The organism is Diaphorobacter sp. J5-51, from assembly GCF_001023515.1.
GTDB classification, from domain to species: domain Bacteria; phylum Pseudomonadota; class Gammaproteobacteria; order Burkholderiales; family Burkholderiaceae_C; genus Diaphorobacter; species Diaphorobacter nitroreducens.
The window spans coordinates 18,336-33,578 of sequence record NZ_JSYI01000055.1 but is presented as its reverse complement, the minus strand read 5'-3'; the positions used below and the strand labels follow the sequence as shown (position 1 = coordinate 33,578).

Below are 15,243 nucleotides of genomic sequence, written 5' to 3'. Positions count from 1 at the left end.
GCCCATGACTGAAGTGCGGCGCCGCACCGTGCCCCTGCGCAGTGAGCCCGCCGCGCCGGGCCGGCCCTCGGCCGAGGCGCTGGCGCGGCTGGACCGGCGCTGGCGGCCGCGCTACCTCATGCTGGCGCCGCACCGGCTGGGGTTCTTCCTGGCGATGCTGCTGCTCATGGCCTCGGGCCTGTGGTGGGCTCTGGTGCAGATCGACCGCGTGAGCGGGGCGCTGGCATTGCCATACGGTGTGGCGCCGTCGCTGGTGCACGCGGCGGTGATGACGTTTGGCTTCATGCCGCTGTTTTTCGCCGGCTTTCTTTTCACCGCGGGACCCAAGTGGCTGCATGTCGAGCCCTGGCCGGTCTCCCGCGTCATGCCGCCCCTGCTGCTGCAGGCCGGCGGCTGGCTGGTGTGGCTCGCCGGCGGTTCCTGGGGGCTATTGGTTGCGCTCGCCGGCTGCGCTGCCGCGTTCCTCGGGTTGGCGTGGATGACGGTGCTTTTCATCCGCCTGGTCCAGCGCAGCACGCTGCAGGACCGTTTGCATGCGCGCGCCATTGCCGCGGCCTGCCTGGTGGGCTGCGTGTGCATCGCGGCGCTGGGGCTGAGCCTGGCCGGCGGCCGTGGCGACCTGGCGCGTGCCTGGGTGCTGACCGGGCTGTGGGGGTTCGTGGCCGCGGTCTTCGTGGTGGTGGCCCACCGCATGATTCCTTTCTTCACCTCGGCCGTGCTGCCCATGGTGCAGGCATGGCGCCCTTTCTGGGTTCTGTGGCTGATGCTTGCCGCGGTGGTGGCCGAGGCGCTCGCCGTCTGGCTGCCGTGGCTTGGCTGGGCGCCCGCGCTCGACACGGGCGGGCTGCTGGTGCGTGGCGCGCTGGAGTTGTCGGCGGGGGCCGTGCTGCTGTGGCTGGCCTACCGCTGGGGCCTGCTGCAGAGCTTGGCGCAGCGCCTGCTGGCCATGCTGCACATCGGCTTCATCTGGCTGGGGCTGGCCTTCGTGGGCCATGGCCTGGCGCACGGGGCGCAGGGTCTCTACGGCAGCGCTGCCGGGGAACTGGGCGCGCTGCATGCGCTCACCATGGGGTGCCTGGGCTCGCTCATGCTCGCCATGGTCACGCGCGTGTCCTGCGGCCATGGCGGCCGCGCGCTGGTGGCGGACCGCCTGGTCTGGACGCTGTTCTGGGTGCTGCAACTGGCGACCGTGGTGCGGCTGGCGGCGAGCGCGCCATGGCCCTGGTCGCCCGTGCTGTTGGCCGTCGCGGCCCTGCTGTGGGCTGGCATCATGGCGGTGTGGGGCCTGCGCCTCATCGGCTGGTATGGCCGGCTGCGCGCCGATGGTCGGCCGGGGTGAATGCCATGGAACAGGAGAGACCGGTGCCTCCACAGGCCTTGAACAATGCATCCGCCACGGCGGAACTGGCCGCCGCGCTGCTGCAGGCGCGCCAGACCATCCTGCCCAAGCGGCTGGGCGCGCCGGGGCCGGACGCCGCGCAGCTGCAGGCCATATTGGCCGCGGCCGCGCATGCGCCGGACCATGGCTGTCTGCTGCCCTGGCGTTTTGTCTTGGTGCCCGACGCGGCCCGCGCGGCGCTGGGCCAGGCGTTTGCCGATGCGCTGCGCGAGCGCGACGCGCAGGCCACGCCCGAGCAGCAGGAGCAGGCGCGCGAGAAGGCCCTGCGCGCGCCCGTGCTGCTGCTGGTGGTGGTGGACGAATGCGGGGGTGATCCCGAGATCGCACCCAGTGAGCGGCTGGTGTCCGCGGGTTGCGCGGTGCAGAACCTGCTGCTCATGGCGACCGCGCTGGGTTTTGGCTCCGCGCTCACCAGCGGTAAGGCGCTGCAGTCGCAGGCGCTGCGCGGGCTGTTCGCGCTGGGCGAAGGCGAGCGCGCGCTGTGTTTCGTGAGCGTGGGAACGGTCGTGTCGCGCAAGCCCGTGCGCGCGCGGCCCGTGCCGGCGCAGTATGTGGGCACGCTGGTGCCCGGCCGGGGCGTGCAGCCTTGGCCGCAACAAGGGGAATGAATGCAAGTGAAAACCGAGATCAACAGCTTTGACGACCTGCTGCGCGCCGCGCGCAGCCACCGCGAGCGCCAGCGCCTGCTGTTCGTGTTTGCCGGTACAGAGCTGCCCGACGAGGCCACGCCGGAGCAGCGCGAGCGCTTCGCGCAGGGCGAGGGCGGGGTGCTGGTGCCGCTGATGTGCGTGGACAAGCTGCCCGAGGAGTTGGAGTCGTTCGACGCGCTGGTGCGCGAGTCGCAGCAGTTCGAGCAGCCGGGCCAGCCCTGGCGCCTGGTGTTCACCGCGGCGCTGTCGGGCACGGCGGCGCAGGCGCCGTCCGACGACGACGCCGACAAGGTGCTGCGCCGCATGGTGGAGGCCGTGAAAACGGGCGCTTTCAGCGCCTATCTGCCCTTCAACCGCGACGGCCAGCCCGTGCGGCTGGGCTGACGCCATGGCCAGCCGTGTGTCCCTGCCCGGTCTGCACACGCCAGGCGCGGGCTTTGACGAGCCGTTCGAGATGCTGGGCGCCTGCCATGACCGCGTACGCCGCTCGCTGGACCTGCTGCAGCGCCTGCGCGACTACCTCAAGGCGCACGCCTGCGATGACTCCGCCCGCCAGGCGGCGCGCGACGTGCTGCGCTATTTCGACATCGCCGCCCCGCTGCACCACGAGGACGAGGAACTCCACGTCTTCCCGCCCCTGCTGGCCGGTGGCGACGCCGCGCTGAAGGACCTGGTGCGCCAGCTGCAGCGGGACCATGTGCTGATGGCCGAACGCTGGGCTGCCGCGCGCGTGGGGTTGCAGGCGCTGGCCGACGGGGCCGTGCAGGCGTTCACGCCGCAGCACGAGACGGCCTTGGACCGGTTTGCGCAGTGCTACGACGATCACCTGCGCCATGAAGACGACCGCATCTATCCCGCCGCGCGCGCGCTGCTGGACGACCCCGCACAGCAGTCCATGGGGCAGGAGATGGCGCGTCGCCGCGGCGTGCGTTGATCGCTATTAAAATATGAGCTGCTACCGCTTGATGGATAAGCGCTAGAGCCATTTTTCATCTGGATCGGACGGGCGGCTGCGCGCCGCTGTTCGTCAGCGCGCGGCCTCCAAAAAGAAGGCGCCGTGGCCTAGGCCACGGCGCGCTGTGCCCCTCACGGGGCGGCGACCCGCCGGGGGCGACCCGCCGGGGGCGGACCGCAACGGGGGCCTGGCCCCCGAAACTCTGGTGCCGCGTCAGTGCACGATCACCGGGTTCTGCGCGAGCCCGACATAGCCATCCAGCGTGTCCTCCACCTCTTCCTGGGTGGGCGTGTTGCGCTGCCAGGCCAGGATCTGCTGCTGGAACATTTCGGCCCAGGAGCCATCCAGGTACACCTCCTTGCCGGAGCGCTTGTCCACGATCTCGAAGCCGTGGCGCACCAGTTGTGGAACGGCGGGCGTGGCGGCTTCGCTGGCGCTGTCGGGGGTTGCGTCTGCCAGCATGTGGACCACCACAAAGGAGTCGGAGTCGTAGAGCATATTCATGGCGTGTCCCCCTATCGGTATGCCTGTCAGATTGCAGCGGATCGGCAGAGTTCAAGCCCCCGCGCCCCGCCGCTGTGACCAGTATTCCACGGAAAAGGGGCCGTGGCGGCCTTCGTGCGCGGTCGCGGCCTTGTCCCACGCCGGGATGCGCCGGCAGCGCGCGGCAAATGCCGGCATCAGGGCGTGTCGTGATGGCTCAGGGACAGGTCGGCGAAGTCGCCGTTGGCCTGTGTGAGGCGGATGCGCACTGGCAGATAGCCCATGTCCGTGCCCAGCCAGAGTTCGGCCTTCTGGTCGTAGCGCTGGTCGGGGCGGGGCAGGCGCTGCAGCTTGAGCGCGGGCGTGCTGCCGGCGGGCAGCTCCAGCGTTTGCGGCCCTTCCACGGTGAAGGTCCAGCGCTCGGCGCTGCGCGCACCCACGGTGGTCAGCGTGATCCGGGTGCCAGGGGGGTAGCGTTCGGGTGCGGCGGCCAGCAGGGCGCCCAGCTGGATGAACACGCTCAGCCGGTCCTGGGCGCCGCTGCCGATGGCCGCGCGCGGGGCGTTGGCGCTGAAGATCACCTCGCCGCGCTCGAAGTCGAAATGCGCTGCGCGCTCGCTGCGCGACTTGTCGCCGAACCGCGTGGGGCGCAGTCCTTGCGGCGTGATTTGGCCCACGCTGCTTTGCGAGCGCGCTCCCAGCAGGAAGGCCTTGATCTGCTGGCGCGCCTCGTACTGCGTACCGTCCTGGCGCCACAGCAGTTCGGCGCTGGCGTTGTAGTGGAACTTCTTCACCTCGCCCGTCACGTCGAACGCCAGCCGCGCCGAGGGCGGCAGGCGTACCGGGGGCGGTTCGGTGCCGGCCACGGCACCCGCGGCGCCGGGGGGCAGGATTTCCACGCCCGCGGTCAACGCGGGCGCTTCCTGCGCCGGCTGCGATGCGGCGGCTGGCGCGGACGCGCTGGAGGCTTCGGCCATTGCGGGCATGGCCGGATCGCTGGCCGGGGAGAGGGGGGAGGAGGGTGCCTGGGGCGCCGCGGCGTCCGCCGGCACTTCGGGGGGTGGGGTGGAGGAATCGGCCGGCACCTCGGCAGGGGGCTCCGCGGGAGAGGGTGCGGCTTGCGCGGGCGCCTCCGTGGCTGGTGCGGGCTCAGGGTGCTGCGTGGGAGGCGGTGCCTCCACGGGCGGCGGCGGTGGCTTGCGCACGGGACGGGGGCGCGGCTTGGGGGCCGGCGGCGGCACTGGTGCGGCCTGGGGTTCCGGGGGAGGCGGCGGCGGAGGCGGCGGAGGCGGGGGCTCCACCATCCGCGTATGGAAGGCCAGCCGCTGCGGCGCGCCCTGGTCCGTGCCGCCCCGCGGCAACCCGACCAGCACCAGCCAGTGCAGGGCCAGTACCACGGCGGTCAGCAGCAGCAGGGCGCGGCGCGGCATGCGTTCAGCCGGGTGTGGCGGCGTGACCCAGGTCGCGCGAGAGCTGCTCGGCCGCGGCGCGCAGCGGGGCCTCTATCGCGCCGCCCCAGGCGGCGTCGAATGTGGCGGCGGGGCCCAGGGTGGTGATGGCCAGGGCCAGGTGGCCGCCGGCGTCGAACACGGGTGCGCAGAAAGCGTGGATGCCCGGCAGCAGCGTGTCCAGCACCCGCGCGCAGCGGCGCTCGCGCACCTCGTGCAGCAGTGCCTGCACGCCGGCCTCGTCTTGCGGCAGGTCGGCGCGGCCCTGGCGGGTGGCGAGCGCGAGTTCCTCGGCCAGCAGCGCGGCCGTTTTCTCGCGTGGCAGGTAGGCCGCAAAGCAGCGGCCCGTGGCGGAGCTGAGCAGCGGCATCACGTCGCCCAGGCGCAGGTTGGCCGTGAGCGCGCGTGGTGCCTCCTCCCAGTGCACGATGGTCGGTCCATGGTTGCCCCAGACGGCCAGCGCCAGCGTGTGGCCCAGCGCATCCATGAGTGGCGCCATGCGCTCGCGCGCCAGCCGCATGGCATCGAGGCGTGCCAGCGAAGCAAGCCCTAACTTGAGTGCCGCAGGGCCGAGGTCGTAACGGGCGTTGCGGGCGTCCTGCACCACCAGGCCCAGGCGCTGAAAGCTCACCAGGTAGCGGTGGGCCTTGGCCGCGCTCATGCCGGCCTCCTGCGCCAGGTCCTTGAGCATCAGCGGCCCGCGGGCGCGCGACAGCGCGTCCAGCAGCGCGAACCCGACCTCCACCGACTGAATGCCGACGCGTTCCTTGTCCATCTGCACTAGAATTTTGGAGTTTTGTTTAGTTAAATCAATTTACTGGATCGTAATTTGTGCCAGGCGAGAGGGCTCGCGCGGCGCAGGCGATGCATTCACCCGGAGACCCAGGCCCATGAAACTTGCTACCTACAAAGACGGATCGCGCGACGGCCAGCTTGTCGTGGTGTCGCGCGATCTGGGCACGGCCCATTATGCGACCGGCATTGCCAGCCGCCTGCAGCAGGTGCTGGACGACTGGAACTTCATGGCGCCCCAGTTGCAGGACCTGTACGACCAGCTCAATGCCGGCCGCGCGCGCCATCCGTTCCCCTTCGATCCGCAGCAGTGCATGGCGCCGCTGCCGCGCGCCTACCAGTGGGCGGACGGCTCGGCCTACATCAACCACGTGGAGCTGGTGCGCAAGGCGCGCAATGCCGAGGTGCCCGCCAGCTTCTACACCGATCCGCTCATGTACCAGGGCGGCAGCGACGACTTCCTGGGCCCCTGCGACGACGTGGCCGTGCCGTCCGAGGCCATGGGCATCGACTTCGAGGCCGAGATCGCCGTCGTCACGGGCGACGTGAGGATGGGCGCCAGTCCCGAGCAGGCGCTCGACGGCATACGCCTGGTGATGCTGGCCAACGACTGGTCCCTGCGCAACCTGATCCCGGCCGAGCTGGCCAAGGGCTTCGGCTTCTTCCAGTCCAAGCCGGCGACGGCCTTCAGCCCCGTGGCGGTGACGCTGGACGAGCTGGGCGACGCCTGGGAGGGCGGGCGCGTGCACCTCACGCTGCAATCGACCTGGAACGGCCGCAAGGTCGGCATGTGCGACGCGGGGCCCGAGATGACCTTCCACTTCGGCCAGCTCATCGCCCACATCGCCAAAACGCGCAACGTGCGCGCCGGCTCCATCGTGGGCAGCGGCACGGTGAGCAACAAGGACTGGACCCGGGGCTACAGCTGCATCGCGGAGAAGCGCTGCATCGAGACCATCCAGGACGGGCAGCCCAGCACGGAGTTCATGCAGTACGGCGACACCATTCGCATCGAGATGAAGGGCCGGGACGGGCAGAGCCTGTTCGGCGCCATCGACCAGCAGATCGTGCCGCTACGCGAGGGTTGAGGCAAAAGAATGGCGTGGTCGGCGCGGGAGTGCCGCTGGACTGGCTACGTACACTCAACCATGAGCTGATCGCGCTGCACGGCGCGACGGGGCTGGCAGGTTGCGCAAGATGGCGCCGGATGTGAACCGGGGCATCCCTCATGGCGGCTCTGGGGGCGGAACGGCGCTAGACTGCGGCCTCCGCCGCTTACGCATCGGCGCGAATTCCCGGTATCCATGCCGTTCGCGTGGGAGGCCCTTTCTCTGACCCAGAGCATCCGAGCACCGTGACAGACTCGAAAAAGCCGAACTTCAGCATCCGTTTCCAGAGCCCCGCGGTGCCGGCACCCGGTTTCCCTTCCGCTGGCGTATCGTTTCGCGTGCCCACCATGCAGCCGCCAGAACCTGCATTGCCTGACGACGCACAAGCGTGCAATACGCAAGGCAACACATGGCTGCAGGCCAATCGGGTCGCGGACGCCATCAAGGCCTACGACCGTGCCATCGCGCTGCAGGTCGATTATCTGGATCCGCATTTCAATCGCGGCAATGCTTTGCTGCGCCTGGGGCACAAGGCCGAGGCGCTGGCTGCTTTCGAGCGTGCGATCGCCCTGGCGCCCGGGCTGGCGCTGGCGCACTACAACCGAGCTACCGTGCTCGAAGGCATGGGCCGGGAGCAGGAGGCAATGGACAGCTACCGGCAGGTGCTGCGCATCGAGCCCGGCCACGTGCAGGCCCAGTTCAACCTGGGTTGCCTGCACCTGCGCCGCAAGGCGTATGGCGAGGCCGTCGCCTGCATGGATCGGGTGCTTGCGCTGGAGCCGCGACTGGCGCAGGCGCATAACAACCGGGGCAATGCGCTGCTGAAGTCCCGGCACCTGCTGGAGGCCATCGCCAGCTTCGACCAGGCCTTGGCGCTGCAGCCGCAGTATGCCGATGCGCTCGTCAACCGCGGCAATGCGCGCCTGCAGCGCAAGGAACATGCGCAGGCATTCACAGACCTCGACCAGGCCATCCGGCTCAACCCCGACCAGGCGCAGTCGCGGCAGCTCATGGGGACGCTGCTCAGGGATTCCAAGCGCCATGAAGAGGCACTGCAGGAATTCCAGCGGGCCTGGCGTTGCAACCCCGGGCAGCCGGGCTTGCTGACCGACATCCTGGGTGCCAAGACCGCCGTCTGCGACTGGCACAACATCGGCGCCGGCATCGACCGCCTCGGGCAGGCAGTGGCGCAGCGGCAACCAGGCGTTTCACCGTTCTCCGTCGCGGTGCTGTGCGATGACCCGGCGCTGCAGTTGCAGGCCGCGCGCAATTTCGTGGCGGCGGACTACCCGGAAAACCCGTTGCTGGGCCCGGTCGCGCCGCGTGCGGACGGCGGCAGGATACGCGTGGGCTATTACTCAGCGGACTTCCACCACCATGCCACGGCCATACTGATGGCGGAGCTGTTCGAGTTGCACGACCGCGAGCGCTTCGAGTGGTTCGCCTTCTCCTTCGGCCCGGATTCGCAGGACGCCATGCACGCGCGCGTGCGCCAGGCCTTCGACCATTTCCTCGACGTGCGCGACCGCAGCGACGAAGCGGTCGCCCGTCTTTCGCGCGAGCTGGGCATCGACATCGCAGTCGATCTCAAAGGCTTCACCCAGGACACGCGCTTCGGCATTTTTTCCTATCGCTGCGCGCCGGTGCAGGTAAGCTACCTGGGCTACCCCGGCACCACCGGGGCGGACTATATCGACTACGCTATCGCCGACAAGGTGGTTCTGCCCCCGCAGGCGCGGTGCCATTTCAGCGAGAAGGTGGTCTACCTGCCCCACAGCTACCAGGTCAATGACTCGAAACGCCGCATCGCCGATCGTGCCTTCACCCGCGAGGCATTGGGCCTGCCTGCCACGGGCTTCGTCTTTTGCTGCTTCAACAACAACTACAAGATCCTGCCGCAGATGCTCGACGGCTGGGGGCGCATCCTGCACGCGGTCAAGGACAGCGTGCTGTGGCTGCTCGAAGACAACCCTGCCGTGTCGCGCAATCTGCTGCGCGAAGCCCAGGCCCGGGGCATTGCGCCGCAGCGGCTGGTGTTCGCGCAGCGCATGCCGCTGGACGAGCACCTGGCGCGGCATCGCCTGGCCGATCTGTTCCTCGATACGCTGCCGTGCAACGCGCACACCACCGCCAGCGATGCGTTGTGGGCGGGCCTGCCCGTGCTGACCTGCGCGGGCCAGTCTTTTGCCAGCCGCGTGGCCGCCAGCCTGCTGCATGCCGTGGGGCTGCCCGAGCTCGTGACCGAGACCCAGGGGGCGTACGAGGCGCGCGCCATTGCGCTGGCGCGCGACGCGGGACAGCTGGATGCCCTGCGCAGCAGGTTGCATGCGCAGGCACCTGCGTCGCCATTGTTCGATGCCCGGCGCTTCGCGCGCGATCTCGAAGCCGCGTACGTGGTCATGCATGCACGCGCCGTGCAAGGCTTGCCACCCGAGGCGTTCAAGGTTTGATGGAAGTGAAAAGGAGCGCTCAGCGCTTTATACGTAAGCGCTGATTGCTTTTTTTTATAGTCAAGACGTAGCCAGCGCCTCCACCTGTACTGCGCAGTCGTAGAACGTCGGCCCCGCGCCCATGTCCGTCAGGGCCTGGCTCGTGATCTCGTTGACGTTGGTGCCGCCGTGCCCCAGCTTGCGCCACCAGATCCCCAGGCCGTTGACCACGCCGGGGCGCGCGCGCCCGTTGAGCGTGGCGTGGCATTCGTAGCTGCCGCGGTCGTTGAACACGCGCACCAGGGCGCCGTCGGCGATGCCGCGTGCGGCGGCGTCGTCGGGGTGCAGCTCCAGCAGCGGGCGGCCCTCGATGTCGCGCAGGCTTTGCAGGCTCACGAAGGTGGAGTTGAGGAAGTTGCGCGCCGGCGGCGAGATCATGGCCAGCGGGTAGGCGGCCGAGCTGCCCGCCGCCTCGTGGTTGGGCACGTGGCCGGGCAGCGGGTCCAGGCCCTGCCGGGCAAGGCGCTCGCTGTAGAACTCGCAGCGGCCCGAGGGGGTGGGAAAGCCTCCTTCGGCAAACGGGGCGTCGGGCACGGGCAGCGGGGCGAAGCCGTCGGCGAGCAGCCGTGGGAAGTCCACGGCCTCGCCATAGGCCTGGCGGCACAGCTGCTCGTCCGTGTCGGCGAAGCAGGGATCGGCGAACCCCATGCGCGCCGCCAGGTCGCGGAAGATCTGTGCGTTGCTGCGCGCCTGGCCCTGGGGGGCAATGGCCGGGCGGTTGAGCAGCACGTCCGTGTGGCCGTAGGCCAGGTGCACGTCCCAGTGTTCGAGCTGCGTGGTGGCGGGCAGGATGTAGTCGGCGTAGTCGGCCGTGTCGGTCTGGAAATGTTCCAGCACCACGGTGAACAGGTCTTCGCGTGCGAAGCCCCGCACCACCTTGGGCGAGTCGGGCGCCACGGCCACGGGGTTGCTGTTGTAGACCACCAGGGCCTCGATCTTCGGGCCGAAGGCGGGTGAGGATTCGCGCAGCAGGTCGTCGCCTATGGTCACCATGTTGATGGTGCGTGGCGCGCGGCCGGCCAGCAGCTCGGGGCGCTGCAGCCGCGCGCGGTCCACGGGAAACGCGCCCGAGCTCGACAGCAGCACGCCGCCCGCGCGCTGGCGCCACGCGCCCGTGAGCGCGGGCAGGCAGGCAATGGCGCGCACCGTGTTGCCGCCACCATGCACGCGCTGCACGCCGTAGTTCAGGCGGATGGCGGCAGGCCGCGTGGTGCCGTAGTCGTGCGCCAGCCGGCGGATCTGCTCCACGGGCAGGCCGCAGACCTCGGCCGCGCGCTCGGGCGGCCACTGCAGGGCGCGCTCGCGCAGTGGCTCCCAGCCCAGCGTGTGCCGGGCGAGGTAGTCATGGTCCAGCCAGTCGTGCACGATCAGTTCGTGCATCAGCGCCAGGGCCAGCGCGGCGTCGGTCCCCGGGCGCAGCTGCAGGTGCTCATGGCATTTCTCGGCCGTCTCGCTCTTGCGCGGGTCGATGCAGACCAGGCGCGCGCCGTACCGCTTGGCCTGCTGCGCGATGCGCCAGAAATGCAGGTTGCTGCCGATGGAGTTGCTGCCCCAGATCAGGATGAGCTGGGCCTCGGCGAAGAACTCCACCTTCATTCCCACCTTGGCACCCAGCGTGTGCACCAGGCCTTCGCCGCCCGCCGTGGCGCAGATGGTGCGCGCCAGCAGCGACGCGCCCAGGCGGTGGAAGAAGCGCCGGTCCATGCTCTCGCCCTGCACCAGTCCCATGGTGCCCGCGTAGCTGTAAGGCTGGATGGCCTGGGGGGCGCGCGCGGCGATGTGCGCAAGGCGCGCCGCGATGTCCCCCAGCGCTTCGTCCCAGCTCACCGGCGTGAACTGCCCGCTGCCCTTGGGGCCCGAGCGCCTGAGGGGCGTGAGGATGCGCTCGGCATGGTGGGTGCGCTCGGCGTACTTCGACACCTTGGCGCACAGCACGCCGCCGGTCTGCGCATGCGCCGGGTTGCCCTGTACGCGCACGGCGCGGCCGTTCTCCACGGTGGTGAGCAGGGCGCAGGTATCGGGGCAGTCGTGGGGGCAGGCGCCGCGCACCTGGTGGGTGGCCGAAGCGTCGGGGACGGGAGTCGGGAGCATGTGTGGGGACTTTGGTGAGGGATGGACCGGGGGAAACGGGCTTCGGTAAACTTCGCGCCGGGCACTCCGTTTAACGCAGTGCCTTATTTATTTCAATAATGGTTTACTCTGAGGGTTTTCTATGCATTCAACGCGGTTGAGCCGCCGGCAATTCTCGGCAGGGATGGGCGCGGCCCTGCTGACCGGCGCATCCCTGACGCGCGCGCAGAGCGACACGCGCATTGTGCTGGGCCAATCCGCGGCCCTGACCGGGCCTGCCAGCCAATTGGGCCTGCAGTTCCAGGCGGGTGCCAAGCTGGCGTTCGACCAGGTCAACGCCCAGGGCGGCATCGGGCGGCGCACCATCGAGCTGCGCTCGCTGGACGACGGCTACGAGCCCGACCGCTGCGCCGAGAACACGCGCCGCCTGATCAATGAGGACGTGCTGGCCCTCTTTGGCTACGTGGGCACGCCCACCAGCCTGGCCGCGCAACCACTGTTCACGCAGGCCAAGGTGCCGTTCTTCGCGCCCGTCACGGGCGCGGAATCCCTGCGCCAGCCATTCAACCGCCTGGCCTTCCACGTGCGCGCCTCCTACGCGGACGAGGCCGAGCTCATCGTGCGCCAGCTCACCAACCTGGGGCTGGACCGCATCGGCGTCTTCTACCAGGACGACGCCTATGGCAAGGCTGGCCTGGACGCCGTGACCCGTGCACTGGCCACGCGCAAGCTGGCGCCCGTGGCGACCGGCACGGTGGCGCGCAACTCCGCCAACGTGACGGCTGCCGTGGCGCCGCTGGTGGCGGCGCAGCCCGTGGCCATCGTGCAGATCGGTGCCTATGCCGCCAGTGCGGCGTTCGTGCTGGCCGCGCGCAAGGCGGGATACGGCGGCAAGTTCTACAACGTGTCCTTCGTGGGCACGCAGGCGCTGGCGGATGCGCTGGGCGCCAACGGCGCGGGCGTGGTGGTGTCGCAGGTGGTGCCTTCGCCCTACCAACAGTCGCGCCAGATCACGCGTGAATTCCAAGAGGCCATCAAGAAGGGCGGCAACGTGCAGGCCAATTACTCCAGCATGGAGGGCTACCTGGCCGCGCGCGTCTTCATCGAGGGGCTGCGCAACGCGCAGGCGCACGCCAGCGGCAAGCTCACGCGCGAGAGCCTGGTGGCGGGGCTGGAATCCCTGCGCGGTTCGGTGGGCGGCTTTACGGTCAACTTCAGCCCGTCCGACCATGAGGGCTCACGCTTCGTGGAGATGTCCATGCTGACCGGCGACGGCCGCGTGCGCACCTGAGCNCCCGCCGGCGCCATCGGCGGGCCGCAGGGGCTTCGGGCCCGCTTCGGCGCGGATCGGGGAGCACGGCTAGACTGTGGCATTCCCAGGACGACAGGCCCGATCCCCATGAACATCATCGACTCCATCGCCCGCGAAGCGGCCGCCATCGCCGAGGTGCGGCGCGACATCCATGCCCATCCCGAACTGTGCTTTCAGGAGGTGCGCACGGCCGACGTGATCGCGGCCAAGCTCACCGAATGGGGCATCCCCATCCACCGCGGCCTGGGCACCACCGGTGTGGTGGGCATCGTGCACGGCCGTGACGGCGGTGCCTGCGGCCGCGCCGTGGGCCTGCGCGCAGACATCGACGCCCTGCCCATGCAGGAGTTCAACACCTTCGCCCATGCGAGCAAGCACCAGGGTCGGATGCACGCCTGCGGCCACGACGGCCACACGGCCATGCTGTTGGCGGCGGCGCAGTATTTCTCCAAGCACCGCGACTTCGACGGCACCGTGTATTTGATCTTCCAGCCCGCGGAAGAGGGCGGCGGCGGCGCGCGCGAGATGATCAAGGACGGCCTGTTTGAGCGGTTCCCCATGCAGGCGGTGTTCGGCATGCACAACTGGCCGGGTATGCCGGCCGGCAGCTTTGCCGTGAGCCCCGGCCCGGTGATGGCGTCAAGCAATGAGTTCAAGATCACCATCCGCGGCAAGGGCAGCCACGGCGCCATGCCGCACATGGGCATCGACCCCGTGCCCGTGGCCTGCCAGATGGTGCAGGCGTTCCAGAACATCATCAGCCGCAACAAGAAGCCCATCGAGGCGGGCGTGATCTCGGTGACGATGATCCACGCCGGCGAGGCCACCAACGTAGTGCCCGACAGCTGCGAGCTGCAGGGCACGGTGCGCACCTTCTCCACCGAGCTGCTGGACATGATCGAGCGCCGCATGCGGCAGGTGGCCGAGCACACCTGCGCCGCGTTCGAAGCGCGCTGCGAATTCGAGTTCGTGCGCAATTACCCCCCCACCATCAACTCGCCGGCCGAGGCCGAGTTCGCGCGCCAGGTGATGGTGGGCATCGTGGGTGAAGACAAGGTGCTGGCGCAGGAGCCCACCGGCGGCGCGGAGGATTTTTCCTTCATGCTGCAGGCCAAGCCGGGCGCCTATGTGTTCATCGCCAACGGCGACGGCGACCACCGCGCCATGGGCCACGGCGGCGGTCCCTGCACGCTGCACAACCCCAGCTACGACTTCAACGATGCGCTGATTCCGCTGGGCGGCACCTATTGGGTGGAACTGGCGCGCCAATGGCTGGCACAGCCCACGGCCTGAGAGGTTCCGGGTCCCCGTGAGGCGGCATTCACACGGCTGACATGCCCAGGCTCCACCGTTGCGCGGTGGGGCCTTTTTTACATGTCCGAAGGGGGTTTCGATGATCGGTATCCCGCAGGCGTTCGCCGCAAGTTACGCACAGGCGCGGGCCCAATTTGTTGGCGCCGCGGCAGTGGCCGGCCTGGCGCTGCAGCCGCAGGTGCATCCGCTGTGCGGCCCCAATGGCGAAACGCTGGCGCTGGACGTGGTGCGGGAGGGGCCGCTTGACGCGCCCCGCCTGCTCATCGTGAGCAGCGGCTGCCACGGCGTGGAGGGCTTGTGCGGCAGTGGCGTGCAGGTGTTCGCGCTGCAGGATGGCGAGTGGCGCGCCAAGGCACGGGCGCAGCGTGTGGCCGTGCTCTACCTGCATGCGCTCAACCCGTACGGCTTTGCCCACCTGCGCCGCGTGACACACGAAAACGTGGACCTGAATCGCAACTTCGTGGACTTCAGCCAGCCGTTGCCGGCCAACCCCGCCTACAGTGCGCTGCACCCCGTTTTGTTGCCGCCCGAATGGCCGCCCAGCGAGGCCGATACGCAGGCCTTGCTCGGTCTGCTGAATGCGCACGGCTTGCAGGCGCTGCAGGCGGCGATCACCCGCGGGCAGTACCAGCACCCGGACGGCCTGTACTTCGGCGGCGCGGCGCCCACCTGGAGCAACCGCACGTTGCGCGCCGTGCTGCGCCGCGAGGGCGCGCGCGCCGAACGTATCGCCTGGGTGGACCTGCACACGGGCCTGGGGCCGAGCGGCCATGGCGAGCGCATCCATGCGGGGCGCGACGAGGCGCAGGCCCTGGCGCGTGCGCGCCGCTGGTGGGACGGGGGTGGCGCCACGCCGGTCACGTCCACCGAAGACGGCTCCTCCACCTCCGCGCCGCTCACGGGGCTGATGTGCCACAGCGCCTATGACGAGTGCCCGCAGGCGGAGGTCACGGCCCTCACGCTGGAGTTCGGCACGCAGCCCGCGCCCGCCGTGCTGCAGGCGCTGCGGGCGGACCATTGGCTGCACCGGCATCCCGAGGCATCGCCCGCCCTGGCCGCGCGGGTCCATGCCCAGATGCGCGAGGCCTTCTACACCGACACCGACGCCTGGAAGGGCCAGGTGATCAGCCAGGCGCGGCAGGTGCTGTTCCAGTCCGTGGATGGGCTGTGCATGGCGTGACCCTTGCGTGGCTTTAAAAAAGAACGGTCGTTCGTGTTTTGA

Annotated in this window: 13 protein-coding genes; 9 read left to right on the top strand and 4 right to left on the bottom strand. The window is 69.7% G+C overall.

Annotated elements, in window-relative coordinates:
* Nucleotides 1-4 precede the first annotated feature (4 nt).
* The 4 genes from OX89_RS08230 to OX89_RS08215 are packed head-to-tail and all read left to right on the top strand — an operon-like array spanning nucleotide 5 to nucleotide 2,983.
* Nucleotides 5-1,339, top strand: coding sequence for an NnrS family protein (locus OX89_RS08230; RefSeq protein WP_047350259.1), 1,335 nt, complete (start codon nucleotides 5-7; stop codon nucleotides 1,337-1,339).
* 5 nt (nucleotides 1,340-1,344) lie between these two features.
* A complete protein-coding gene (locus OX89_RS08225) occupies nucleotides 1,345-2,007 on the top strand; it encodes a nitroreductase family protein (RefSeq protein WP_047350258.1) in 663 nt (220 codons plus the stop codon).
* Nucleotides 2,008-2,433: a hypothetical protein gene (locus OX89_RS08220; RefSeq protein ID WP_011803904.1), complete on the top strand. Its 426-nt coding sequence runs from the start codon at nucleotides 2,008-2,010 to the stop codon at nucleotides 2,431-2,433.
* Nucleotides 2,434-2,437: 4 nt separating this feature from the next.
* The gene (locus OX89_RS08215; RefSeq protein ID WP_047350257.1) at nucleotides 2,438-2,983 is read left to right on the top strand and encodes a hemerythrin domain-containing protein; all 546 of its coding nucleotides are present in this window, start codon (nucleotides 2,438-2,440) and stop codon (nucleotides 2,981-2,983) included.
* A 234-nt stretch (nucleotides 2,984-3,217) separates the two neighbouring features.
* Here the strand turns inward: OX89_RS08215 and OX89_RS08210 are convergent, their stop codons facing one another.
* The 3 genes from OX89_RS08210 to OX89_RS08200 form a co-directional block, all read right to left on the bottom strand.
* A complete protein-coding gene (locus OX89_RS08210) occupies nucleotides 3,218-3,508 on the bottom strand; it encodes a DUF3567 domain-containing protein (RefSeq protein WP_012655478.1) in 291 nt (96 codons plus the stop codon).
* 176 nt (nucleotides 3,509-3,684) lie between these two features.
* On the bottom strand, nucleotides 3,685-4,917 hold the full coding sequence (locus OX89_RS08205) for a DUF3108 domain-containing protein (RefSeq protein WP_047350256.1): 1,233 nt from the start codon (nucleotides 4,915-4,917) through the stop codon (nucleotides 3,685-3,687).
* A gap of 4 nt (nucleotides 4,918-4,921) precedes the next feature.
* The gene (locus OX89_RS08200) at nucleotides 4,922-5,710 is read right to left on the bottom strand and encodes an IclR family transcriptional regulator (RefSeq protein WP_047350255.1); all 789 of its coding nucleotides are present in this window, start codon (nucleotides 5,708-5,710) and stop codon (nucleotides 4,922-4,924) included.
* A 115-nt stretch (nucleotides 5,711-5,825) separates the two neighbouring features.
* Between OX89_RS08200 and OX89_RS08195 the strand changes: the two genes are divergently transcribed.
* Both OX89_RS08195 and OX89_RS08190 read left to right on the top strand, forming a co-directional pair.
* On the top strand, nucleotides 5,826-6,815 hold the full coding sequence (locus OX89_RS08195; RefSeq protein WP_047350254.1) for a fumarylacetoacetate hydrolase family protein: 990 nt from the start codon (nucleotides 5,826-5,828) through the stop codon (nucleotides 6,813-6,815).
* Between the two features lie 266 nt (nucleotides 6,816-7,081).
* A complete protein-coding gene (locus OX89_RS08190; RefSeq protein WP_047350253.1) occupies nucleotides 7,082-9,286 on the top strand; it encodes a glycosyltransferase family 41 protein in 2,205 nt (734 codons plus the stop codon).
* Nucleotides 9,287-9,346: 60 nt separating this feature from the next.
* On the opposite strand, the gene OX89_RS08185 is transcribed toward OX89_RS08190, so the two are convergent.
* The gene (locus OX89_RS08185; RefSeq protein ID WP_047350252.1) at nucleotides 9,347-11,416 is read right to left on the bottom strand and encodes a molybdopterin-dependent oxidoreductase; all 2,070 of its coding nucleotides are present in this window, start codon (nucleotides 11,414-11,416) and stop codon (nucleotides 9,347-9,349) included.
* 121 nt (nucleotides 11,417-11,537) lie between these two features.
* Here OX89_RS08185 and OX89_RS08180 point away from each other — a divergent pair, with 121 nt between their 5' ends.
* From OX89_RS08180 to OX89_RS08170, 3 genes are all read left to right on the top strand, one after another.
* Nucleotides 11,538-12,686, top strand: coding sequence for an ABC transporter substrate-binding protein (locus tag OX89_RS08180; protein ID WP_011803912.1), 1,149 nt, complete (start codon nucleotides 11,538-11,540; stop codon nucleotides 12,684-12,686).
* Between the two features lie 108 nt (nucleotides 12,687-12,794).
* A complete protein-coding gene (locus OX89_RS08175; RefSeq protein WP_012655485.1) occupies nucleotides 12,795-14,000 on the top strand; it encodes a M20 aminoacylase family protein in 1,206 nt (401 codons plus the stop codon).
* 100 nt (nucleotides 14,001-14,100) lie between these two features.
* The gene (locus OX89_RS08170; protein ID WP_047350251.1) at nucleotides 14,101-15,201 is read left to right on the top strand and encodes a M14 family metallopeptidase; all 1,101 of its coding nucleotides are present in this window, start codon (nucleotides 14,101-14,103) and stop codon (nucleotides 15,199-15,201) included.
* The last annotated feature ends 42 nt before the right edge of the window (nucleotides 15,202-15,243 follow it).

Coding starts and splice junctions, on each gene's coding strand:
- OX89_RS08230 (WP_047350259.1), top strand. CDS start 5: ATGACTGAAGTGCGGCGCCGCACCGTGCCCCTGCGCAGTGAGCCCGCC.
- OX89_RS08225 (WP_047350258.1), top strand. CDS start 1,345: ATGGAACAGGAGAGACCGGTGCCTCCACAGGCCTTGAACAATGCATCC.
- OX89_RS08220 (WP_011803904.1), top strand. CDS start 2,008: ATGCAAGTGAAAACCGAGATCAACAGCTTTGACGACCTGCTGCGCGCC.
- OX89_RS08215 (WP_047350257.1), top strand. CDS start 2,438: ATGGCCAGCCGTGTGTCCCTGCCCGGTCTGCACACGCCAGGCGCGGGC.
- OX89_RS08210 (WP_012655478.1), bottom strand. CDS start 3,508: ATGAATATGCTCTACGACTCCGACTCCTTTGTGGTGGTCCACATGCTG.
- OX89_RS08205 (WP_047350256.1), bottom strand. CDS start 4,917: ATGCCGCGCCGCGCCCTGCTGCTGCTGACCGCCGTGGTACTGGCCCTG.
- OX89_RS08200 (WP_047350255.1), bottom strand. CDS start 5,710: ATGGACAAGGAACGCGTCGGCATTCAGTCGGTGGAGGTCGGGTTCGCG.
- OX89_RS08195 (WP_047350254.1), top strand. CDS start 5,826: ATGAAACTTGCTACCTACAAAGACGGATCGCGCGACGGCCAGCTTGTC.
- OX89_RS08185 (WP_047350252.1), bottom strand. CDS start 11,416: ATGCTCCCGACTCCCGTCCCCGACGCTTCGGCCACCCACCAGGTGCGC.
- OX89_RS08180 (WP_011803912.1), top strand. CDS start 11,538: ATGCATTCAACGCGGTTGAGCCGCCGGCAATTCTCGGCAGGGATGGGC.
- OX89_RS08175 (WP_012655485.1), top strand. CDS start 12,795: ATGAACATCATCGACTCCATCGCCCGCGAAGCGGCCGCCATCGCCGAG.
- OX89_RS08170 (WP_047350251.1), top strand. CDS start 14,101: ATGATCGGTATCCCGCAGGCGTTCGCCGCAAGTTACGCACAGGCGCGG.